We start from the raw sequence: 21,821 nt of genomic DNA on the forward strand, positions 1-21,821 counted from the left end.
ATGACTGTCTACTGCAATATTTAATCTTCTCACCCCTAATTATTCCCTCTCCCGCAGGCGGGAGAGGGGACTGATCCAGCGAATACGTTATAACTGTCTGTTGCAATATTTAATCTTCTCACCTCTAATTATTCCCTCTCCTGCAGGCGGGAGAGGGCTAGGGTGAGGGCATTTAGGGCATCAGCGCACCATCTCAATCCGCCAGTAAATGCCCATACATCGTCATCAATCGGCGGGTAACACCGTTGGTCCAGCCGAAACCATCCTGCAGCGGATATTCGCCGCCGCCGCCCGGACGGGAACGATCGCCGCTGATGTCATATTTCTCTACCAGCTTATGGTGCAGCGTATAGAAATTATTCACCGTATTCAGCCAGTTAACGGCAATTTCCGTCGCCAGCGTCTCTTCGCCATAATGATTCAATCCGACCACCGCCATCCACTGCAGCGGAGCCCAGGCATTTGGTTTATCCCACTGCTCGCCGCTCTCCACCATCGACGTTAACAAGCCGCCTTGCGTCAACAGCAAATGACGCAGCGCCACGGCCTGCAGGTGCGCCTGTTCGGGCGACGCGAGGCCGAGGAACAGTGGCACCACTGCAGCGGCGGTGAAGGCGCCAAAGCGCTCGCGACGCCAGTCGTAGTCACGATAAACCCCGGCGGTGTTATCCCACAGGTAGCGGTGAATTGCCTGCTTACGCGCATCGGCTTTTTTCTGCCATGCCAGCGCCGTCAGCTCTTCGCCCTTGGCATGCGACAGCGTCGAAATCATCAGTTCCAGCTTGTAGAGGAATGCGTTGAGATCGATCGGAATAAATTGTGTGGTGCGAATACTCGCCAGACGCTGCGGATCGCGCAGCCAGCGTGAAGAGTAATCCCAGCCTGATGCGGCACCGGCACGCAGATCGCGATACACTTCGTTCGCCGGACGTCCCGATTTTTTCGCGGTTTCAATATCTTCCAGCCATGACTCATCACGCGGCGTGTCGCGGTCATCCCAGTAACGGTTCAGCAGCGAACCATCTGGCATGCGCACCACGTGGCGATAGGCCTGATGCGGCATCAGTTCGCCCGCGCCATCCATCCAGAATTGATACTCTTTCATTAACTGATCGAGATAGCGTTTCGCGCCGCGAATGCCATCCTCTTCGAACAGTTCCACCATCAGCGCAAACACCGGCGGCTGCGAACGGCTGAGATAGTAAGTCCGGTTGCCGTTTGGCACGTGACCGTAGTTATCAATCAACCAGGCGAAGTTGTCCGCCATATGTCGCAGCAGATCGTCGCGTCCCGCATCGGCGAGGCCAAGCATGCTGAAGTAGGAGTCCCAGTAATAGGTTTCTCCAAATCGACCGCCCGGCACCACATAAGGTTTTGGCAGCGGCAGCAGCGAGGAATGCGCTAAATGTTGCTGCGGCATTTTGGTTAACACTGGCCACAGATCGTCTATATGTTCCGTTAAGGTTTTATCCGGATTAGAAACATAAAAACTCTCATTCACCTGTGGTGAATAAAAATGTTCGTGCACGAATTTTTCCAGATCAAAATCCGCTGCACGTTTACGCCGGCGAAAGCGGATTAAAATATCCAGCGGGTCGAATTTAGGCGCACAGTCCGGGAAGGTTTTGCTGTCGGCAAATATGTGCGAAGTCTGCACCTGCTCAAACAGTTCCATGTAGCGATCGGCAGGCGTCAGCGCATCCGGCGCGGGAAGACCTTCGATCAGCTCAGGTTCCGGCTCCGAATCTTGCATACCTTCGCGGACAAATTCATGAGGATTATATTGATACTCCAGTTCAGCATCTGCGCGTCGATCCTCGAAAGCGTTATATTGCTGTTGGTTAGTATTAATAGCAGCCTCCTGGTAAATTCTTGAATGCGTAAAGGACAAATTATAGAGCTATGAACGGGCGAAACAACAATGCGAATTATCTATGAACGTAATAAATCATGTCGATGGATCGCGGGTTTTTACGATTGTTCAGCGATTACAACGGACTATATTTCAGGAATTGAAAGCGGCTTTTAGGATGGATGTTTAAATAACTGCACAGAATTATCTGTAATTAAGAAAATCGCTAATATTGGCGTGAAAAAGGGCGGGATGGCTTGATCAATTTATGGCAAACGCAGCGGGGGCTAAGCGGTTTTTCCCTCACCCTAACCCTCTCCCACTTGCGGGAGAGGGAATGTTTAGGGCTGAAGCGGACTCGATCGGCTCCCTCGCCCGCTTGCGGGAGAGGGCTGGGGTGAGGGACCAAGCGCACCTTACTTCTTCAACGAGGCTTTAATCACATCCGCATACGGCGTGGTTGGGCGGCCAATCAGTTTGCTCAGGGTATGGCTATCATCGAACAATCCGCCTTTCTCGGCACCGGCATCGGAATCCGCCAGCATCTCGGACAATCCATCCGGCAGCCCGGCGCCTTTCAGCGCGGCGGCGAACTCCGCCTGCGGCAGGTTGATGTAATCCACTTGCTCACCAGACTGTTTGGCGATCTCGGCACTAAACTGCGCCAGCGTGTAGCTGTCGTCACCGGCCAGCTCATACACTTTGCCAGCCTGATCGTCACGGCTAATCACCTCAGCCGCTGCGGCCGCATAATCACTACGCGCAGCCGATGAGATGCGACCTTCGCCCACCGCACCAATAAAGGCATGATGCGCCAGCGCTGGGGCAATGCTCGCGGCATAATTCTCGGTGTACCAGCCGTTGCGCAGCAGCGCAAACGGAATGCCTGACGCTTTCAGCTGCGCTTCAGTAGCGCGATGCTCAACGCCTAAACCCAGTGGTGAAGACTCGGCATGTAGCAAGCTGGTGTAAGCGATAAAGCTCACGCCCGCTGCCTTGGCCGCGTCAATGACGGCTTTGTGCTGTGCTTCACGCTGGCCGACTTCACTGGATGAAATCAGCAGCAGCTTATCAACACCGGCAAATGCGCTCTGCAGAGTTTCCGGTTTGCTGTAATCCGCCGCACGCAGCGTGATGCCTAGCGCTTGAAGATCGGTCGCTTTCTCAGGTGAACGCACCGCTGCAATCACGTCGCTGGCGGGCACTTTTTTCAATAACTCGTTAATCACCAAACGGCCCAGTTGGCCAGTGGCGCCGGTAATCGCAATCATGATGTTCTCCTTCAGTTTCAGCTGGAATGAAAACAGCCTACGGGATAAGCTAACTTATAGTAAGTACTTACAGATTTGTTAGTTTGCAAAAGGCAAGATAAATGTCTGAAAAGATGAGTGAAAAATTTACGCGCGGCGAGTTGCTTAACGTCAATTGTCCTTCGCGCGAAGTACTAAAACGCATTACCAGTCGCTGGAGCGTACTGATTTTACTGGCGCTGCGCGAAGACACCCTGCGTTTTAGCGAGCTGCGTCGCAAGATTGGTGGCGTCAGCGAACGCATGCTGGCGCAGACGCTGCGCTATATGGAAGAGGATGGTTTTGTTGAGCGCATCGCCTATGAAGTGGTGCCGCCGCATGTGGAATATCGCTTAACGTCGCTAGGCCGCGAAGTGGAAGGGCAGGTGACCGGGCTAGCAGATTGGCTGGAGAGCAATGTGCATCGGATTCTGAAGCCTGCGCATTAACATGGTCGCCATGAATGGCGTAATGCCGATTAGTTAAGCGCTGAGCAACTTTCGTTCGCCATCGGCTGGGGGCAGTTTCAGCTCTGCCGTGCGGCGACCGAGCAAAGGGCGTCTGGCCACGCCCTCTGCACTCCGGGCCCTGCGCCAGCCCATCCCGCCGCTTCGCGGTACCTTCACTCCTTCACGATTCCTGACGGACCGGCGGCGATTCGCTCCTGCTCAGCGCCGCCTCTCGCCGCATCCCTGCGGCTCGCCCTGGAATCCCTCACTCGCTCAGCGGGTTGGGATGTCGCCTCAACACCCGCGCTGCAGCATCCATGCGTTTTTCTAGATCACCATCGCTGTAACGCCTGTAGGGTCGCCGTTCATGGCGACCATAAAGGCATCAGGCATACAAATACTTCTCAAACCAGCCCAGTGTGCGGCTCCAGGCCAGCTCGGCGGCGGCTTTGTCATAGCGCGGCGTCGAATCATTATGGAAGCCATGATTCACGCCCGGATACACATAGCCTTCATAAACTTTATGGTTGGCTTTCAGCGCCTCTTCATAGGCGGGCCAGCCTTCATTGATGCCTTTATCCAGCGCGGCATAGTGCAGCAGCAACGGCGCTTTGATGCGCGGCACATCCTCGGCTTTAGGCTGACGTCCGTAAAACGGCACGGCGCAGGCTAGATCGGGAAATGCCACCGCTGCGGCATTCGCCACGCCGCCGCCGTAGCAGAAGCCGGTAATGCCCACTTTGCCGGTGCCTTCCTCGTGATGCATCAGGAAATCAATCGCGGCGAAGAAGTCATTCATCAATTTGGTGGGATCGACTTTGGCCTGCATGGTTTTGCCTTCGTCATCGTTGCCCGGGTAGCCGCCCAGCGAGCTCAAGCCATCCGGCGCCAGCGCGATATAACCGGCTTTTGCCACGCGTCGTGCCACATCTTCGATATAAGGATTCAGGCCACGATTCTCGTGCACCACCACCACCGCAGGCACTTTGCCTGTTGCGTTGGCCGGACGCACCAGATAACCGCGCACCTCGCCGTGCCCTTGTGGCGAGGGATAGTGAATGTATTCGGGTTTGATCGCCGGATCGGTAAATTCCACCTGCTGCGCCAGCGCATAGTTCGGGCTCATTGCGCTTAACAACGTGGCACCCGTCATCCCGGCAATGGTGAATTTTGCCGCCATCGCGATGAATTCGCGTTTGCTGATTTTTCCGTGGGCGTAGTAATCGTAAAGCTCGAGCAGTTCCTGAGGGAAATCCTGTGCGGTAAGACGGGCCATAACCTCTCCTTCGCTGTTTTAACTGGTTGATTACTGCTCTAAAAAAGCACAGCTTGCCGTCGCTGGCAAATGCCATGCAGCACCAGGTTAACGCCGCAGGCTTTACATCACGTCACTAATAAGCATCAGAAATATATCTTTTTGTTCTAAAATGATTATCTTTTAATTAACAATTAAGATCATGTTTATGTGTCCGGAAATATTTACATGCCAAAATGCCGGCTGATAAATAATCCATTTTTTCTCCGCACTAAAAAATAAATAAATGAAGTGCTTACCTGATAAGCACAGCGGGAATATGCCGCAAATAATAACAATATTGTCACAATGAATGAGGGTGATTAACCTTAACGTGGTGATTTTTAAAGTATTAGTTTCTACTGAAAACAATGATCGAAATCAAAAAACACTGTTATAGTTTTACCGACTTCCACTGTTTCTTTTCGTTCGCATCGCTTGCTTTTACATTGGTGCGACATTTCTTTAAGCACGGCGAAATATCGCGCTGCGCTCTGCTTGTTAATTATAAGTAAAAATTTCGGTGTAATTTGTGGCAATGAGGTAAGCAATGTTTGGATTAGATGCCTTTCATCTGGCAAGGGTACAGTTCGCCTTTACTGTTTCCTTCCATATTATCTTCCCAGCCATCACCATCGGTCTCGCCAGTTTCCTGGCGGTGCTTGAAGGGATGTGGCTGAAAACCCGTAACGAGACCTATCGCGATCTCTACCATTTCTGGTCGAAAGCTTTCGCCGTTAACTTCGGTATGGGCGTGGTATCCGGTCTGGTGATGGCCTACCAGTTCGGTACCAACTGGAGTGGTTTCTCGCAGTTTGCCGGCAGTATTACCGGTCCGCTGCTCACCTATGAAGTGTTAACCGCCTTCTTCCTCGAAGCTGGCTTCCTTGGCGTGATGCTGTTTGGCTGGAACCGCGTCGGTCCTGGCTTGCACTTCTTCGCGACCTGCATGGTGGCGCTCGGCACCATCTTCTCCACCTTCTGGATTCTTGCCTCAAACAGCTGGATGCATACGCCGCAGGGCTACATCATTCAGAACGGCATTGTGGTGCCGGAAGATTGGCTGAAAATCATCTTCAACCCTTCATTCCCTTATCGCCTGTTCCATATGTCGGTGGGTGCCTTCCTTGCCAGCGCCTTCTTTGTTGGTGCGTCGGGCGCGTGGCATTTGCTGCGCGGCAATGACAATCCAGCGATTCGGAAGATGTTCTCGATGGCGCTGTGGATGGCACTGATCGTGGCACCGATTCAGGCGATGATTGGTGATGCGCACGGTCTGAACACCCTTGAGCATCAGCCAGCGAAAATCGCTGCGATTGAAGGTCACTGGGAAAATAAATCGGGTGAAGCGTCGCCGCTGATTCTGTTCGGTGTGCCGGATATGGATCAGGAGCGTACTAAGTACGCCGTTGAGATTCCGTATCTCGGCAGCCTGATTCTGACGCACAGCCTCGATAAGCAGATTCCTGCGCTGAAGAGTTTCCCGAAAGAAGATCGCCCGAACTCAACCATCATCTTCTGGTCATTCCGCGTGATGGTGGCGCTGGGCCTGCTGATGATTACGCTGGGCGTGGTTAGCCTGTGGCTGCGTTTCAAAGGTCGCTTGTATCACTCGCGTCCGTTCCTGTGGTTCACGCTGCTGATGGGGCCATCGGGTCTGATCGCCATTCTGGCCGGCTGGTTTACTACCGAAATTGGTCGTCAGCCGTGGGTGGTGTATGGCGTGCAGCGCACCATTGATGCGGTCTCCGCGCATGGCGATATGCACATGAGCATCAGCCTGCTGGCGTTTATTCTGGTCTACTCATCGGTATTTGGCGTCGGCTATCTCTACATGATGCGTCTGATCAAAGAGGGTCCGGTGACCGGCGAAGGTAAAGAGGTTGATCACGGTGGTCCGGGTCAGCATCACACCCCAGCGCGTCCGTTGTCGGCGGCGAAAACCCATAGCGAAAAGAGTGGGGAGCACTAAGATGATCGACTTTTCAATTATCTGGTTTGCCATCATCGTATTCGGCACCCTGATGTACATCGTGATGGATGGCTTCGACCTCGGCATTGGCCTGCTGTTGCCGTTCAATAAAGATCCCATCGAACGCGACATGATGGTCAACACCGTTGCGCCAGTATGGGATGGTAACGAAACCTGGCTGGTGCTGGGCGGCGCGGCGCTGTATGGCGCATTCCCGCTGGCATATTCAGTTCTGCTGGATGCGCTGTCGATTCCGTTAACGGCGATGTTGATTGGCCTGATCTTCCGTGGCGTTGCTTTTGAGTTCCGCTTCAAAGCCACTTTGGAACATCGCGCGTTCTGGGATAAGTCGTTCATTGCCGGTTCACTGCTGGCGACCTTCAGCCAGGGCGTGGCGGTTGGCGCGATCCTGAATGGCTTCCCGGTGGTTGGCCGCGAATATGCCGGTTCAGCGATGAGCTGGCTGGCACCGTTCCCGCTGTTCTGTGGTGTCGGTTTGGTCATCGCCTATGCGCTGCTGGGTTGTACCTGGCTGATCATGAAAACCGAACACGATCTGCACCGTAAAATGTCTGCGCTGGCCACGCCGCTGACGCTGACGCTGCTGCTGGTGGTGGGGATTATCAGCATCTGGACGCCGCTGACGCATGCGGATATCGCGCAGCGCTGGTTCACGCGTCCAAACCTGTTCTGGTTCTTGCCGGTTCCGGTGCTGGTGGTGCTGTGTTCGTGGGGGATTGTACGTGCGATTAAACGCGAAGCGCATTACTCGCCGTTCATCCTGACGCTGGCGCTGATTTTCCTTGGCTTCTCGGGCTTGGGCATCAGCATTTGGCCGAACATCATTCCACCGTCAATCACCATCTGGCAGGCCGCTTCTCCGGCCAGCAGCCAGGCGTTTATGTTGGTGGGCGGCTTGCTGATTATTCCGGTAATTCTGGGTTACACCTTCTGGAGTTACTACGTATTCCGCGGAAAAATCAAAGCAGACGAAGGATACCATTGATATGAAAACCGAGGTCAGCAGCATGAAAACTCACACTGAAACGAAGATTCCGTGGTGGAAGCAGGTGATGTGGCTGGTTGTTATTTACGGCGCAAGCGTGCTGGCACTCGGTGTGGTGGCATCACTGTTTCGTATGATGATGACGGCAGCGGGCATGCGCTCGCACTGAGTATCTGCACGGAGGTGCGCAGCAATGCGCACCCTACAAATCAGGTCCGTTATGCCGTAGGTCGCCATTCGTGGCGGCCTTTTTTTTTTTGTGAGCTAAAAAACGTTAGTAACCTAAGCAATTAATGCTTTTCCCGCTTCGGTACGTTTACTCTTCCTTACGTTAGTAATACGTTTTTGTTATATTTATGTGACGAATAACGCATATTCATTACCTTCAACCCCTTCACTCGACCATCAAAATCATGCTCAGTCTGAATCTGAAAAAACAGTACATCATTGATCTGGTGGACTGGATCGAGGCGAATCTAACCGACGAGCTTAATGTCGATCTGATCACCCTGAAATCCGGTTACTCCAAGTGGCACATGCAGCGCATGTTCAAAGAGATGACCGGGCAAACGCTGGCGTCCTACACGCGTAAGCGTCGTCTGACGATGGCGGCAATGGCGCTGCGTCTTACCAGCATGCCGCTGATCGATATTGCCGTGCGCTTTGGCTTTGATAATCAGCAAAATTTTACGCGGGTGTTTAAAAGTCACTTCTCGATGACGCCGGGTGCTTATCGCCGCATCCCGGACATGCTGATGAAGGATTTCCACAGTCGTATCTCAACGCAGCGCGAGTGGGTGAATGCGCGTCTGGCGCAGAAGCCGGAGATTCAGCTGTGCGGTGAAGTGATTGAGTGGGAATGCCGCTTTGGCGAATATATTGATCATCACCACCATGTAGTGGCGCAGCACACGCGTGATTTTATCGCCTTTGCCGGCCAACACGTGAGCCGCGGCTGGCTGGGCTTTCAGTTCAGTCCGGGCGTAAATTCTGCCGACCAGCAGCACATTAGTCTGTTCCAGGCGCTGGAGAGTCAGTACGCCGATGTGCTGCCGCGCAACGTACAGAACTGGACCGGTGAAAAGGGCTTGTACGCGGAGATTGACTGGCACGGTACGCCGGAAGAGATTAACGCCTTTACCGCCGAGATTTACTACAACCATCTGCCTGCGCTGGGCGTGGCACGACGTACGGGCAAAGATCTGCTTAAGCTCGATCTGAAATACAGCACGCCCGATCTGCTACAGGGCACGTTCTATATTCCGGTGGCGGATAACTAATGCATAATTCGTGCGGTAAACCGTGACAAACCGCACGATTTTATAAACTCATTGCCATAATTGGCGTAAAATTCTTCATCGAAACCTGATTGGCCGCGTAAATCACCAGCCGCCACACATCAGGCTGGATAATCACCTGCATTTCTGGTCCATTCCGGACCGCTATAGTGAATTGATAAAAAATTATGCGACTTTTACCGTTGTTCCTCATGACAGCGCTTGTAGCGTTTTCTTCGCTGGCAAGTGCGCAGATGGCTGAGCCTTTTTCACCGCCGGGCGGCCTGCACCCGCATCAACCACATTGTGCGCAACATGAAATTCTTGGCGACAATGTGCTGCCGAATCATACCCAGGATGAGGGTAGCTTCGTCACCTGCGGTAACCATCAGGCTTAATATTTCTGCGCTTTAATCTCGCTTGCCGGTCGCACTGCTTGTGCCAGATGTCCGGCAGGATGAGTTCTCCCATGAAAAATCTTCACGCCTGCTGTATTGCCAGGTGCGATTAGCCACGTCTCAAATTCCGTGCGTCCATGTGGACGGTGCGCATAAATGCGCACCCTACAAAACCCGCGCGTCGTTATAAATGCGCACCTTACAAAACCCGTAGGGGCGCCATTTATGGCGACCACTTGCGAATCGCACTGATTTTGCCATCGCCACAATCTGCCAATAGCATTTTTCGGCATTGCATCGAAGATATATCATAGCTAATCTTTGCCCATCAGATGAGAATGACTTTCACTATCTTTTAGGGAGACAACGCTTGCAAACTACCCCTTCCGCACGCATACCGCGCCGCGTACGAAATGAACTGCGTTTCCGTCACATCACCGTGGTGAGCAAAACGCTGATTGCCGGTGAATTCTGGCGCATTGTTTTCAACGGCAGCGATCTGGCAGGCTTCAATTCGCCGTCGTTTGACGATCACATCAAAGTGTTCTTCCCGGACAGCGCCGGCAGCGCGCTGGCACTGCCACAAATGACGGATGACGGCATTGTCTGGCCGGGCGGCGTACGTCCTGCCGCGCGTGATTACACGCCGCTGGAGTTCAACGGCGTTGATTCACTGACCATCGATTTCTACCTGCACGATGGTGGCGTGGCCAGTAGCTGGGCCAATGACGCTAAGCCGGGCGACCAAATTGCCATGGGCGGCCCGCGCGGTTCACTTATCGTACCCGCTGATTATGCCTGTCAGATTTACGTCTGCGACGAGACCGGTCTGCCGGCCTTTAAGCGCCGCTATGCTGAGATGCAGGCGCAGCAGATTCATCTGCTGGCGTATGCGGATGAAGCGACAGGGCGCGATTATCTGGGGGATTTACCCAATGTGCAGGTGACCTGGCTCGGCAGCGGCACCATGCAGGCCGCTAACCTTGCCGCCATCACCGCGCAGCTGGATAACATTGCCTTGCCCGCCGATGATTACTTCATCTGGCTGACGGGTGAGGGCGAAGCGGTGAAACAGCTCAGCGATTACTTTACCCAGGGACGCGGTGCACACACCGATTACGTGCGCGCTGTGGCCTACTGGCATCAGAAATAACCGACACTTCCCCGCGCGCTGCCGCCTGTGTTGAATTTTGCCAGGTGGCAGACTACTATCAACCTCCCCAAATTGACGCTCAGGAAGGCAATGAAACAGCAGCGGGATTTTCCATGGCAGTCCGACCACGCACCGCGTGCCATCTGTGCAGGCGCACGTAAAAAGCGTCGGGAGCGAATGCTGGATGCCAGCGATATCCGCCTGTTAATGCTGCACTTTCTGGCGAACAGCTCTGCGCACGGCTATGAGCTGATCAAATCAGTCGAAGAACTCTCCAAAGGGGAATACTCCCCCAGTCCCGGCATTATTTATCCCAACCTGACGCTGCTTGAAGAGATGGATGCGATTCGCGTGGTGGATGCGCAGGCATCACGTAAAGCCTATGCGCTGAATGACAGCGGCGCGGCGCTGCTGGCGGATAATCGTGACAATGTGGAGGCGATTATCGAGCGCTTAACTTCGCTGGCGATTCTGGTGAATAACCGCAGCATTCCGCAGGTTGAGCAGGCGATTCATTTGATCAAGCACACCTTGAATCATCGTCTGGCGCAGGAAGATATTTCGCCAGAGGCGCTGGAGATGGTGATTAACGCGCTGCACGAAGCGGCGGAGAAAATCGCCAGGAGTTAGGTGGTTGCCAGTTCCACCCGTAGGGTCGCCATTTATGGCGACCGTTCCGATAACCGTACGGAGAGCAGATCAGCTCTTCTTCTTGTCCTTGTCCACATGCCCCAATGCGCGATCCGGCCAGCAAACATCGCGCACGCGTTGCTTCAACGCGGCCGCATCCGGGAATCCGCCTTCCTGCTTACGCTCCCAAATCACCAGCCCATCAATCTGAATCTCAAACACGCCACCGGTGCCTGGCTTAAGCGTTACCGCACTCAAATCCTCGGCAAAGGTATGCAGTAACTCCTGCGCCATCCACGCAGAACGTAGCAGCCAGTTGCATTGAGTACAGTAGTGAATGGTGATGGCAGGTTTCTGAGTCATAGGTGTCTCTGCTTAATTATTGATAATAAACAAGTTAACAAATTGTGCGCTCTAAGATACATCTTAATGTAAATGCTATTGATAATGATTACTACTTGCATTACATTTCTGTCGCAATCATTTATTACATAAAATAAGTCCGCAACTTTTTACGGTCTTTGCTTCAAAGTCCGTACTTTCTAATAGCAAGCAAGTGAGCGAATACTAACAATTAACCAGGTATTTCGCGCATGTCTTCACTCTTTCAGGGATTAAACCAGCAGCGTCTTTTCAAAGTTGCCATCTTATCTTCGGCTATTCATGCCGCTTGCAGCGTTGCCGCCAGCGATAACGCCAGCAATGAGCCGGTACTCACCGTCACCGCGCCGAAGCAGCAGGCCGGCAATAAAACCACCATCACCGCGCAAGAGCTGCAAAAACGTGGCGCCAATGATTTCGGTTCGATCATGCGGTATGAACCGCTGATCAGCGCGACCGGCTCCAGCGGTGGTTCATCTGCCGGTAAAAGTGGCTTCGACCGCGCGGGTTACACCGGTTACAACATTCGTGGCCTGGAGAGTAACCGCGTCGGCATGGATATCGACGGCATTCCGATTCCAGATGCCACCGGACGTCCTTACGTCAGCCGCACCGGCAATAATACCTTTGGTATCGGCCGCGATTACATCGACCCTTATATGTTCGGCAGCGTCGACATTGAGAAGGGCGCTACTGCGGTGGATCAGCCGAATACGTCGATCGGCGGTAACGTCTCGTTCCACAACAAAACCGCCGATGATTACCTCAGCAGCGATAAAAATACCTACTTTGGCTATCAGAGCGGTTACGACTCATCGAACCGAAGCTGGCACAACGGTATCACCGCTGCCGCAGGCGATGATGAGCTGCGCGGCCTGTTTGTTTACAGCCGTCGTGATGGTCAGGAAACCGAGAACAACAGCGGCGTCAAAGAGGCTTATCCGGCCAACTGGCACTCCGATGCCTTTATGACGTCGGGCATCTGGCAGCCGAACGATCAGCACAAGCTGAGTGCCACCTTCGATTACTATCACAAAACCAATCACAGCCACTACGATACCTGGGACACCAGCGGCAACACCGTGTGGGGCACCGCGCAGCAGCAAAGTGATACGCGTCGCTGGGGCATCAATCTGGCGGATGAGTGGACGCCGTACAACGATTTCATCGACACGCTGACTACGCGCCTGTACTGGCAGCAAACCCAGGCGCATGACAATACCTGGCTGCCGACCAGCGCCAGCCAGTACGGCTTTGTTTATTCTGATTTCAACGTTGATACCTACGGTTTCGACACGCGCGGCACCAAAACGCTGGGGCGCCATGAGCTGAGCGCCGGGATTAACACGCGTCTGGATAACAGCGAGCGCCCGTTCCGTCAGGCGCCGACGCCGAGCACCTTCAGCGCCATTACCCAACCGCAGTCAGACAGCCGCACGTTTGCCGTAGCCGGTTATCTGCAGGATAAGATCAACTTCGATCTTGATAGCCACAACTTCGCGATCATTCCCGGCGTACGCGTGATGTATCAGAGCACTAAGCCGAAGGATCTGGGCGATCTTACCAATGGCAGCGCGGTGTTGACCGAAGAGCAGGTTGATGCGCTGTACGGCAAAACCAACTCTGATACTCAGGTGCTGCCATCGCTGACCTTCCAGTACGATTTGACGCCCGCGCTGACCACCTATCTGCAATACAAACGCGGCGTGCAGTTCCCTACCACCAGCCAGCTGTACGGTTCATGGAACCTGGGTTCGAGCTATGCCGGTAGCGCGCAGTATGCGCTGATTGGTAATACCGATCTGAAAACCGAAACCAGCAACAACTTCGAGTGGGGCCTGAAAGGTCAGGCCACCGAAGGCGTAACGGTTAACACGTCGGTGTTCTACAACCAGTATAAAAACTTTATCGCTTATACCCGCTATCGTCGTGCCACCAATCCGGAGAGGTTCGTCAACGTACCGAGCAACATCTACACCAGCTATCAGGCTGAAAACCGCGATAAGGCCTACATTTATGGTGCTGAGATCTCCACCAAAGTGAATTACGGCACTTGGTTCTCGCAGGTGGATGGCCTGAGCAGCACCTTCGCGCTGGGTTATAACGAAGGGAAATCCAAGTCCAGCTACTCCGGTGACAAATACATCGATCTCGATAGCGTCGCACCGCTGAAGGCGATTGTCGGCCTGGCGTGGGATGACAAAGCGCGCGGCTACGGCGCAGCGCTGACCGCCACCTTCGTGAAAGGTAAGCAGGCGACGGCCACCAACCGCGAAAGCTATACCAATGCTGGCACGCCGATCACCGATTCCACCACGGAATATATGCGTGTTCCGGGTTATGGCATGGTTGATGCGACGGCTTACTGGCAGGCGACGAATAACGTCAAGCTGAGCGGCGGCATCTACAACATTACCGACCGCAAATACTGGGATTACACCAGCAGCCGCACGCTGACCAGCAGCAATGACCAGGAACGCAACGACATTAATCTGGCGGTGATGCCAGGCCGCACCTTCCAGTTAGGTGTTAACGTCGATTTCTAACCTCTTTTCGCCCTGCGGCAGCGCAGGGCCTTTTCATGGAGCAAGCGCAATGAACCCACGTTACGATCACTATCTGGCACTGAAAGGCGAACATCCGAAAAAGTACGCGCGCGATCTCGCCGCGCTGATGGGCATTGGCGAAGCACAGCTGTGCGAAGCGCGCGTTGGTCAGGATGCCAGGGCGTTAAAAGCCGATTTCCCCGCGCTGCTGGCAGCACTGGCCGCCGTCGGTGAAACCAAAAGCATCACGCGCAATGAGTATGCGGTACACGAGCAGGTCGGCAAATATGAAAACCTGCACCTCGGCGAGCATGCCGGGCTGATTCTTAATCCGCGCGCGCTCGATCAGCGCCTGTTTCCCAATCAGTGGCACAGCGCGTTCTTTCTGCGTGAGCAGACCGCGCACGGCGAACGCCAAAGCATCCAGATTTTTGATCGCCACGCTGATGCAGTACTGAAAATTTACGCCACCGACAACACCGATGTCGCCGCCTGGGATGCGCTGCTTGCCGAGTTTGTGGTGGAGAGTGCAGCGGCGTTAGATCCACAGCCTGCCAGCCCGCCGCAATACAGCAGTGCAATTGACGCCAGCAAAGTGGAAGCGGAATGGCGCGCGATGACGGATGTGCATCAGTTCTTTGGTCTGCTCAAGCGCCATAACCTTGCGCGCCCGCAGGCGTTTCGCGCGGTGGCAGACGATCTGGCACGTCAGGTGAGTAATGATTCACTGGCGCAGCTGCTGAATCTGGCGCAGCAGGATGGCAATGAAATCATGATTTTCATCGGTAACCGCGGCTGCACGCAGATCTTCACCGGCGCGGTGCACAAGCTGATGCCGATGGATAACTGGATCAACATCTTCAATCCCACCTTCACGCTGCATTTGATGGCAGACCGCATCAGTGAAAGCTGGGTGACGCGCAAACCGAGCGGCGACGGCTTCGTCACCAGCCTCGAGCTGTTTGCCGCCGACGGCACGCAGATCGCCCAGCTGTACGGCCAGCGCAGTGAAGGCACGCCGGAGCAGGCACGCTGGCGCGAACAGGTGACCTCACTGACAGCGGCAGGAGCGTCAGCATGAGACAACTTTTGTTGCTGCTCAGCGCGCTGGCGCTGCCAACCTTCGCGGCGGAGCGCGTCATTTCCATTGGCGGCGACGTCACGCAAATCATTTATGCGCTGGATGCGCAGCAGGATTTGGTGGCGCGCGACAGCACCAGCCAGCATCCGGCGCAGGCCAACAAACTGCCGGATGTGGGTTATATGCGGCAGCTGAACGCCGAAGGGATTCTGGCGCTGAAGCCGACGCTGGTGCTGAGCAGCGAGCTGGCCAAACCGTCGCTGGTGCTGCAGCAGGTGGCACAAGCTGGCGTGAAGGTGGTGGATGTCACCGGCAAAAACAGCCTCGATGCTATCGCGGAAAAAATCGCCACTATCGGCAAGGCGCTGCATCGTGAAGATGCCGCCAACGCGCTGATCGAAAAAGTGAACAAGCAGCGCGCGCAGATCCCACAAAAACCGTTGCCGATTAAAGTGCTGTTCATCATGGCGCATGGCGGCATGCGCACCCAGGCGGCTGGCGCGCAAACCGGCGCGGACGGTGCCATTCGCAGCGCCGGGCTGATCAACGCCATGGCGGCGGTGCCGCACTATCAGCAGCTGTCGCAGGAAGGCGTGGTCGCGGCGGCACCGGATTTGATTGTGGTGGGCGAAGATGGCCTGCGCACGCTGGGTGGCGAAGATAAAGTGTGGTCGTTGCCAGGATTGGCGCTGACGCCAGCCGGCCAGCATCGCGCCTTGCTAGTGGTGGATGAGATGGCGCTGCTGAGCTTTGGCCTCGATACGCCAGGCGTTCTCATCAAGCTGCGTCACGCCGCCGAAGCAGCTTCCCCGTCATACTTCAAGCCGCAGGCGCGTTAGCTGCGTGTTCTCACCCCAGTCACTTACTTTTGTAAGCTCCTGGAGATTCGAACACTTGCTGCCTTCCTGCATCTTGAATTATTTAGGGGAAAAAACATGACGAATGCATCCATGCTGCGCTGGCTGTGTGTGATGGGCATCAGCATGGTGATATGCATGCTGATGGCCGCCAACTTCGGTGCGATGCCGCTTTCGATGCGCACCTTGTGGCGCGCCCCGCTGAGCGATATGGCGTGGCAAATCTGGATCAACATCCGCCTGCCGCGCGTGCTGCTGGCGGTGCTGCTCGGCATGGCGTTGGCGGTCTCCGGCGCGGTGATGCAGGGATTGTTTCGTAACCCGCTGGCCGATCCCGGTTTGCTCGGTATTAGCAGCGGTGCCGGATTGGCGGTGGCGATTTCGATTGTGATTCCGCTGAGCTTACCGCCGCTGCTGGCGTTATGGTTGCCGACCCTCGCTGCCTTTGGCGGCAGCCTGGTCGTCACCTTGCTGATCTTCAGCTTCAGCCGCCTGGCGCTGGGCAATTTGTCACGCTTGCTGCTGGTTGGCATTGCGATTAATGCTTTGTGCGGCGCGGCGGTCGGCGTGCTGTCATGGCTGAGTAACGATCAACAGCTGCGTCAGCTGGCGCTGTGGGGCATGGGCAGTTTGAGTGCGGCGCAATGGCCAAGCCTGACCGTGTGCGCGCTGCTGATTCTGCCTGCGCTGATCGCCATTCAGCTGCGCGCGCGTCGCCTCAACTTGCTGCAGCTCGGCGAGGAAGACGCACATTACATGGGCATCGACGTAAAGCGTACCCAGCGTCAGCTGCTGGTGCTGAGCGCCTTGTTGGTTGGCACCGCCGTGGCGGTGAGCGGCATTATTGGCTTTGTCGGCTTAGTGGTACCGCATCTGATGCGTTTCTGCCTCGGCAGCGATCATCGCTGGATGCTGCCGGGCTCGGCGCTGGCGGGCGCAATTTTGCTGCTGCTGGCGGATACGCTGGCGCGCACGGTGGTGGTGCCGGCGGAGATGCCAGTGGGGTTGTTAACCAGCCTGATCGGCGGCCCGTGGTTTCTCTGGCTGATTCTGCGTGAGCCCAAGGGGGATGAATGAGTGATTGCCTGCAGGCGCGCGGCCTGCGTTTTAGCCACGGCTCGCGCGCATTAATCGATGACGTTTCGCTTAGCTTACAGCCGGGTGAAATGGTCGCGCTGATTGGTCCGAACGGCGCCGGAAAATCTACCCTGCTGCGTCTGCTAACCGGCTTTCTTACGCCGCAAGCCGGCGAATGCTGGCTCGGCGATCGCCCTTTAAACGACTGGCCGCGTGAGCCGCTGGCACAGCGCCGCGCGGTGATGCGTCAGCAAAACAGCGTCACCTTTCCGTTACCGGCCGCCGAGGTGGTGGCGATGGGACGTGCGCCCTGGCCGAGCAGTCAATCAAAAGCGGTTATCGAAGAGGTGATGCACATCACCGGCAGCCTTGAACTGGCCAGGCGCGATTATCGCTCGCTCTCCGGCGGGGAGCAGCAGCGCGTGCAGCTGGCGCGCGTGCTGGCGCAGCTGTGGCACGACGATGGGCCGCGCGGCTGGCTGTTTCTCGACGAACCGACGTCGGCACTCGATCTGTTCTGGCAGCAGCACAGTTTGCGTTTACTGCACCGCTTAACGCGCAACGGGCGCTTCAGCGTCTGCACCGTGCTGCACGATCTGAATCTCGCGTCGCTGTGGTCGGATCGTGTGTTGCTGCTGCATCAGGGCAAGCTGGTGGCGGAAGGTGCACCGCAGGAGGTGATGACCGAGCGCACGCTAACGCGCTGGTATCAGGCGGAGCTGGACGTGGTGATAAAGGATGAAAAGGGCAGGCCACAGATTCAACTGCGCGCCTGACACCGTAGCGGCGCGATTTATCGCGCTCTGTAAAAGATGCGCAATAAATTGCGCCGCTACGTAATGGTGCGATTAGCGGCAATCGACGATCAAGCGTCCACGCACTTTCCCCGCCAGCAGCTGCTCGGCACCTTCACGCGCTTCCGCCAGCGGAATCACTTTGGTTAACTGCTGCAGCAGCTCGCCATCCACCAGCTCCGCCAGACGTTGCCATGCCTGCTGACGCAGCGGTTTCGCGCACATCACGCTATCCACACCGGCCAGCACCACGCCGCGCAGAATGAACGGCGCGACGCTGGTTGGCAGATCCAACCCTTGCGCCATGCCGCAGGTAGCTACCACGCCATCGCGCTTGATGCCCGCTAATACATTGGCCAGCGTGTGGCTGCCGACGCTATCAATCGCTGCGGCCCAACGCTCTTTGGCCAGCGGTTTGCCGGGCTCGCTCAGCTCTGCGCGATCGATAATCGACGCGGCGCCAAGCGTGTTGCGCAGGTAGTCGCTGTCGCTGGCGCGCCCGCTGGAGGCCACCACTTCGAAGCCGAGGCGTGCCAGCAGGCTGACGGCAAAGCTGCCCACGCCGCCGCTCGCGCCGGTAACTAACACCGGACCGTGCTGTGGCGTGATGCCCTGTTTTTCCAGCGCCAGCACGCACAGCATGGCGGTAAAGCCTGCAGTGCCAATCGCCATGGTTTGCAGCGGGCTTAGCGCAGAGGGCACTTTCACCAGCCAGTCGCCCGAGACGCTGGCTTTCTGCGCCAGTCCGCCCCAATGTTTTTCACCTACGCCCCAGCCGGTGAGCAGTGCGACATCGTCCTGCTGCCATTCGGCATGACGGCTATTGATGACACGACCGACAAAATCGATGCCCGGCACCATCGGGAATTGGCGCACAATCGGGCCTTTGTTGCAGATGGCGAGGGCGTCTTTGTAGTTGAGTGTGGAGTAGCTTACTTCGAGGGTGACATCCTGATCGGGCAGTTGTTTTTCTGACAGATCTTGCAGGGTGGTGCGATAGCCCTGTTCATCATTTTCAATGACCAATGCCTTGAACATGCAGCCTCCGGCTGGTTGAGGAAAGTAGGGTAATAGTACTCCTTTTTTTCCCTCACCCCAGCCCTCTCCCGTAAACGGGCGAGGGGGCCGTCCGTGCGGTAGCTAAATATTGAGTACCAAATTCGAAATCTGCTGGATCGGTTCCCTCTCCCGTAAACGGGCGAGGGGGCCGTCCGTGCGGTAGCTAAATATTGAGTACCAAATTCGAAATCTGCTGGATCGGTTCCCTCTCCCGTAAACGGGCGAGGGGGCCGTCCGTGCGGTGGCTAAATATTGAGTACCAAATTCGAAATCTGCTGGATCGGTTCCCTCGCCCGCTTGCGGGAGAGGGTTAGGGTGAGGGCGCGGTTGTTCCTGCAAAAAAAAGATGACATGATTGCGCCCCAGTCAGTGATCAACTCCCTTATGACTTTCGCCGAGGAAACCTCCTCATTGCTGTGCCATCGGCACCCACTCATCCTCTCTCAGGGATTTGTGTTATGAACCCATTGAAAATTGCTGCCAGCGTTGCTGTAGCGCCAAACCTCAGCCTGAACACCGCGCGCGACGTGGTGACGCTGGACAATACTGATTTTACCGATGTGGCAGCGGTGGTTATCTCCCTGTCGGACACCCGTAGCGGCGTTTTGACACTGTTGCGCCAAACCGGCTTCAATCTGCCGGTGTTTGTCGCTCATGCGTTCGATGAAGAGGTGCTGAAGTTGCCGGGCGTGAGCGGGGAAATCAATGGCGCGCCTGAAGAGTGGGCCGCGCTGGAGGACGCTGCGCAGGCGTACGAATCCGAGTTACTGCCGCCGTTCTTCGACACGCTAACGCGCTATGTCGATATGCAGAACAGCACGTTTGCCTGTCCGGGACATCAGGGCGGCGCGTTCTTCCGTAAACATCCGGCAGGACGTCAGTTCTATGAGTTTTACGGCGAGAACGTCTTCCGTTCCGATATGTGCAACGCCGACGTTAAGCTTGGCGATCTGCTGATCCATGAAGGTTCAGCCAAAGATGCACAGAAGTTTGCCGCCAAAGTGTTTAACGCCGACAAAACCTACTTCGTGCTTAACGGCACCTCCAGCGCCAATAAAGTGGTGACCAATGCGCTGCTCACGCGCGGCGATCTGGTGCTGTTTGACCGCAATAACCATAAATCCAATCACCACGGTGCGCTGATTCAGGCGGGCGCGACGCCGGTGTATCTGGAAGCGGCGCGTAATCCGTTTGGCTTTATCGGCGGCATTGATGCGCACTGCTTTGACGATGCCTATCTGCGTGAGCAGATTGAGAAAGTCGCGCCACACCGCGCGAAGGATCAGCGTCCTTTCCGCCTGGCGATCATTCAGCTCGGCACCTACGACGGCACGGTATATAACGCGCGTCAGGTGGTCGATCGCATCGGTCATCTGTGTGATTACATCCTGTTTGATTCGGCGTGGGTGGGTTATGAGCAGTTTATCCCGCTGATGGCTGGCTGCTCGCCGCTGACGCTGGAGCTGAACGAGAACGATCCCGGTATTTTTGTTACGCAGTCGGTGCACAAACAGCTGGCCGGTTTCTCGCAGACCTCGCAAATTCATAAGAAAGACAATCACATCCGTGGGCAAAAGCGTTTCTGTCCGCATAAACGCCTGAACAACGCCTTTATGCTGCACGCCTCGACCAGCCCGTTCTATCCGCTGTTTGCCGCGCTGGATATCAACGCGCGTATGCACCAAGGTGAGGCCGGACGTAGCATGTGGCACGACTGCGTCACCATCGGTATCGATGCGCGCAAAGCGATTCTGGAACGCTGTGAAATGATCCAACCGTTCCTGCCGGAAAAAGTGCACGGTAAGCTGTGGCAATCGGCCGAAACGGAAGCCATTGCCGCCGATCCCGCCTACTTTAGCCTTGAACCCGGGGCGAAATGGCACGGCTTTGAAGGTTATGCCCAGCAACAGTATCTGGTCGATCCCTGCAAGCTGCTGCTGACTACGCCGGGCATTGATGCTGCCAGCGGTGAATACACCCGCTTCGGTATTCCGGCGACGATTCTCGCCAACTATCTGCGCGAAAACGGCATCGTGCCGGAGAAGTGCGATCTTAATTCGATTCTGTTCCTGCTGACGCCAGCGGAAACGCCGGAGAAAATGGCGCATCTGGTGGCGATGCTGGAACAGTTTGAGCAGCACGTGAAAGAGGATGCGCTGTTAGCGGAAGTGCTGCCGAGCGTTTATCGCAAGAATATCGAGCGCTATAAAGGCTACACGCTGCGTCGTTTGTGCCAGGAAATGCACGATTTGTATGTCAGCTTCGAGGTGAAGGATTTGCAGAAAGCGATGTTCCGCGCTGCCTGCTTCCCACCGGTGCACGTCAATCCGCAGGATGCGCATCAGGCCTATATTCGTGGAGAAGTGGAGCTGGTAGCGATTGCCAAAGCCGAAGGGCGCATCGCGGCCGAGGGCGCGTTGCCGTATCCGCCGGGCGTATTGTGTGTGGTGCCGGGCGAAGTGTGGGGCGGCGCGGTGCAGCGCTATTTCCTCGCGCTGGAAGAGGGCATCAATCTACTGCCGGGCTTCTCGCCTGAGCTGCAAGGGGTTTACACCGAGGAAGATGAGAGCGGGCGTAAGCATCTGGTGGCGAATATGATGGTGAGCTGATTTCCCTCACCCTAACCCTCTCCCGCACGCGGGAGAGGGAATGTTTAGGTGGTGAGCATTGTTAAGCATGTGCTGGATCGGCTCCTTCTCCCGCGAG

19 protein-coding genes are annotated in these 21,821 nt (G+C 55.7%); 14 read left to right on the forward strand and 5 right to left on the reverse strand.

Going from position 1 to position 21,821, the window contains the following annotated elements; genetic code table 11:
• Window positions 1-193 precede the first annotated feature (193 nt).
• Both treF and AC790_RS01195 read right to left on the reverse strand, forming a co-directional pair.
• Window positions 194-1,852: an alpha,alpha-trehalase TreF gene (treF, locus tag AC790_RS01190; RefSeq protein ID WP_049850720.1), complete on the reverse strand. Its 1,659-nt coding sequence runs from the start codon at window positions 1,850-1,852 to the stop codon at window positions 194-196.
• Window positions 1,853-2,268: 416 nt separating this feature from the next.
• Window positions 2,269-3,123 (reverse strand): SDR family oxidoreductase, encoded by an 855-nt coding sequence (locus tag AC790_RS01195; RefSeq protein ID WP_049850689.1) that lies wholly within the window; start codon window positions 3,121-3,123, stop codon window positions 2,269-2,271.
• A gap of 101 nt (window positions 3,124-3,224) precedes the next feature.
• Here AC790_RS01195 and AC790_RS01200 point away from each other — a divergent pair, with 101 nt between their 5' ends.
• On the forward strand, window positions 3,225-3,590 hold the full coding sequence (locus AC790_RS01200) for a helix-turn-helix domain-containing protein (protein ID WP_049850690.1): 366 nt from the start codon (window positions 3,225-3,227) through the stop codon (window positions 3,588-3,590).
• Window positions 3,591-3,975: 385 nt separating this feature from the next.
• Here the strand turns inward: AC790_RS01200 and yghX are convergent, their stop codons facing one another.
• A complete protein-coding gene (yghX, locus tag AC790_RS01205; RefSeq protein WP_049850691.1) occupies window positions 3,976-4,866 on the reverse strand; it encodes a YghX family hydrolase in 891 nt (296 codons plus the stop codon).
• A gap of 568 nt (window positions 4,867-5,434) precedes the next feature.
• On the opposite strand from yghX, the gene AC790_RS01210 reads away from it, so the two are divergent.
• From AC790_RS01210 to AC790_RS01235, 7 genes are all read left to right on the forward strand, one after another.
• Window positions 5,435-6,856: a cytochrome ubiquinol oxidase subunit I gene (locus AC790_RS01210; protein WP_007890347.1), complete on the forward strand. Its 1,422-nt coding sequence runs from the start codon at window positions 5,435-5,437 to the stop codon at window positions 6,854-6,856.
• A 1-nt stretch (window position 6,857) separates the two neighbouring features.
• Window positions 6,858-7,862 carry a cytochrome d ubiquinol oxidase subunit II gene (gene cydB / locus AC790_RS01215; protein ID WP_007890346.1) on the forward strand — a complete coding sequence of 335 codons (1,005 nt, stop codon included), beginning with the start codon at window positions 6,858-6,860 and terminating at the stop codon, window positions 7,860-7,862.
• Window position 7,863: 1 nt separating this feature from the next.
• Window positions 7,864-8,031 carry a DUF2474 domain-containing protein gene (locus tag AC790_RS24050; protein ID WP_007890345.1) on the forward strand — a complete coding sequence of 56 codons (168 nt, stop codon included), beginning with the start codon at window positions 7,864-7,866 and terminating at the stop codon, window positions 8,029-8,031.
• Window positions 8,032-8,275: 244 nt separating this feature from the next.
• Complete coding sequence (locus tag AC790_RS01220) at window positions 8,276-9,142, forward strand: helix-turn-helix domain-containing protein (protein ID WP_049850692.1); 867 nt, start codon at window positions 8,276-8,278, stop codon at window positions 9,140-9,142.
• 251 nt (window positions 9,143-9,393) lie between these two features.
• Window positions 9,394-9,537 (forward strand): hypothetical protein, encoded by a 144-nt coding sequence (locus AC790_RS01225; RefSeq protein ID WP_235440716.1) that lies wholly within the window; start codon window positions 9,394-9,396, stop codon window positions 9,535-9,537.
• Between the two features lie 370 nt (window positions 9,538-9,907).
• Window positions 9,908-10,690 carry a siderophore-interacting protein gene (locus tag AC790_RS01230; protein ID WP_049850693.1) on the forward strand — a complete coding sequence of 261 codons (783 nt, stop codon included), beginning with the start codon at window positions 9,908-9,910 and terminating at the stop codon, window positions 10,688-10,690.
• Window positions 10,691-10,780: 90 nt separating this feature from the next.
• Window positions 10,781-11,320, forward strand: coding sequence for a PadR family transcriptional regulator (locus AC790_RS01235; protein ID WP_152929106.1), 540 nt, complete (start codon window positions 10,781-10,783; stop codon window positions 11,318-11,320).
• A 69-nt stretch (window positions 11,321-11,389) separates the two neighbouring features.
• On the opposite strand, the gene AC790_RS01240 is transcribed toward AC790_RS01235, so the two are convergent.
• Complete coding sequence (locus tag AC790_RS01240) at window positions 11,390-11,683, reverse strand: SelT/SelW/SelH family protein (RefSeq protein ID WP_049850694.1); 294 nt, start codon at window positions 11,681-11,683, stop codon at window positions 11,390-11,392.
• Window positions 11,684-11,913: 230 nt separating this feature from the next.
• Between AC790_RS01240 and AC790_RS01245 the strand changes: the two genes are divergently transcribed.
• The 5 genes from AC790_RS01245 to AC790_RS01265 all read left to right on the forward strand — a co-directional run bounded on the left by AC790_RS01245 (window position 11,914) and on the right by AC790_RS01265 (window position 18,038).
• On the forward strand, window positions 11,914-14,247 hold the full coding sequence (locus AC790_RS01245; RefSeq protein ID WP_049850695.1) for a TonB-dependent receptor domain-containing protein: 2,334 nt from the start codon (window positions 11,914-11,916) through the stop codon (window positions 14,245-14,247).
• A 49-nt stretch (window positions 14,248-14,296) separates the two neighbouring features.
• On the forward strand, window positions 14,297-15,328 hold the full coding sequence (locus tag AC790_RS01250) for a hemin-degrading factor (RefSeq protein WP_049850696.1): 1,032 nt from the start codon (window positions 14,297-14,299) through the stop codon (window positions 15,326-15,328).
• On the forward strand, window positions 15,325-16,167 hold the full coding sequence (locus AC790_RS01255) for a hemin ABC transporter substrate-binding protein (RefSeq protein WP_049850697.1): 843 nt from the start codon (window positions 15,325-15,327) through the stop codon (window positions 16,165-16,167). The genes AC790_RS01250 and AC790_RS01255 overlap by 4 nt, the downstream gene beginning before the upstream one ends.
• 96 nt (window positions 16,168-16,263) lie before the next feature.
• Window positions 16,264-17,262, forward strand: a complete 999-nt coding sequence (locus AC790_RS01260) for an iron ABC transporter permease (protein ID WP_049850698.1) — start codon at window positions 16,264-16,266, stop codon at window positions 17,260-17,262.
• Window positions 17,259-18,038 carry a heme ABC transporter ATP-binding protein gene (locus AC790_RS01265; RefSeq protein WP_049850699.1) on the forward strand — a complete coding sequence of 260 codons (780 nt, stop codon included), beginning with the start codon at window positions 17,259-17,261 and terminating at the stop codon, window positions 18,036-18,038. Before AC790_RS01260 ends, AC790_RS01265 begins: the two co-directional genes overlap by 4 nt.
• 72 nt (window positions 18,039-18,110) lie before the next feature.
• On the opposite strand, the gene AC790_RS01270 is transcribed toward AC790_RS01265, so the two are convergent.
• On the reverse strand, window positions 18,111-19,094 hold the full coding sequence (locus AC790_RS01270) for an MDR family oxidoreductase (protein ID WP_049850700.1): 984 nt from the start codon (window positions 19,092-19,094) through the stop codon (window positions 18,111-18,113).
• A 479-nt stretch (window positions 19,095-19,573) separates the two neighbouring features.
• On the opposite strand from AC790_RS01270, the gene AC790_RS01275 reads away from it, so the two are divergent.
• Complete coding sequence (locus AC790_RS01275; RefSeq protein WP_049850701.1) at window positions 19,574-21,724, forward strand: ornithine decarboxylase; 2,151 nt, start codon at window positions 19,574-19,576, stop codon at window positions 21,722-21,724.
• The last annotated feature ends 97 nt before the right edge of the window (window positions 21,725-21,821 follow it).

The sequence above is a fragment of the Pantoea sp. RIT-PI-b genome, assembly GCF_001187905.1.
Taxonomy (GTDB): domain Bacteria; phylum Pseudomonadota; class Gammaproteobacteria; order Enterobacterales; family Enterobacteriaceae; genus Pantoea; species Pantoea nemavictus.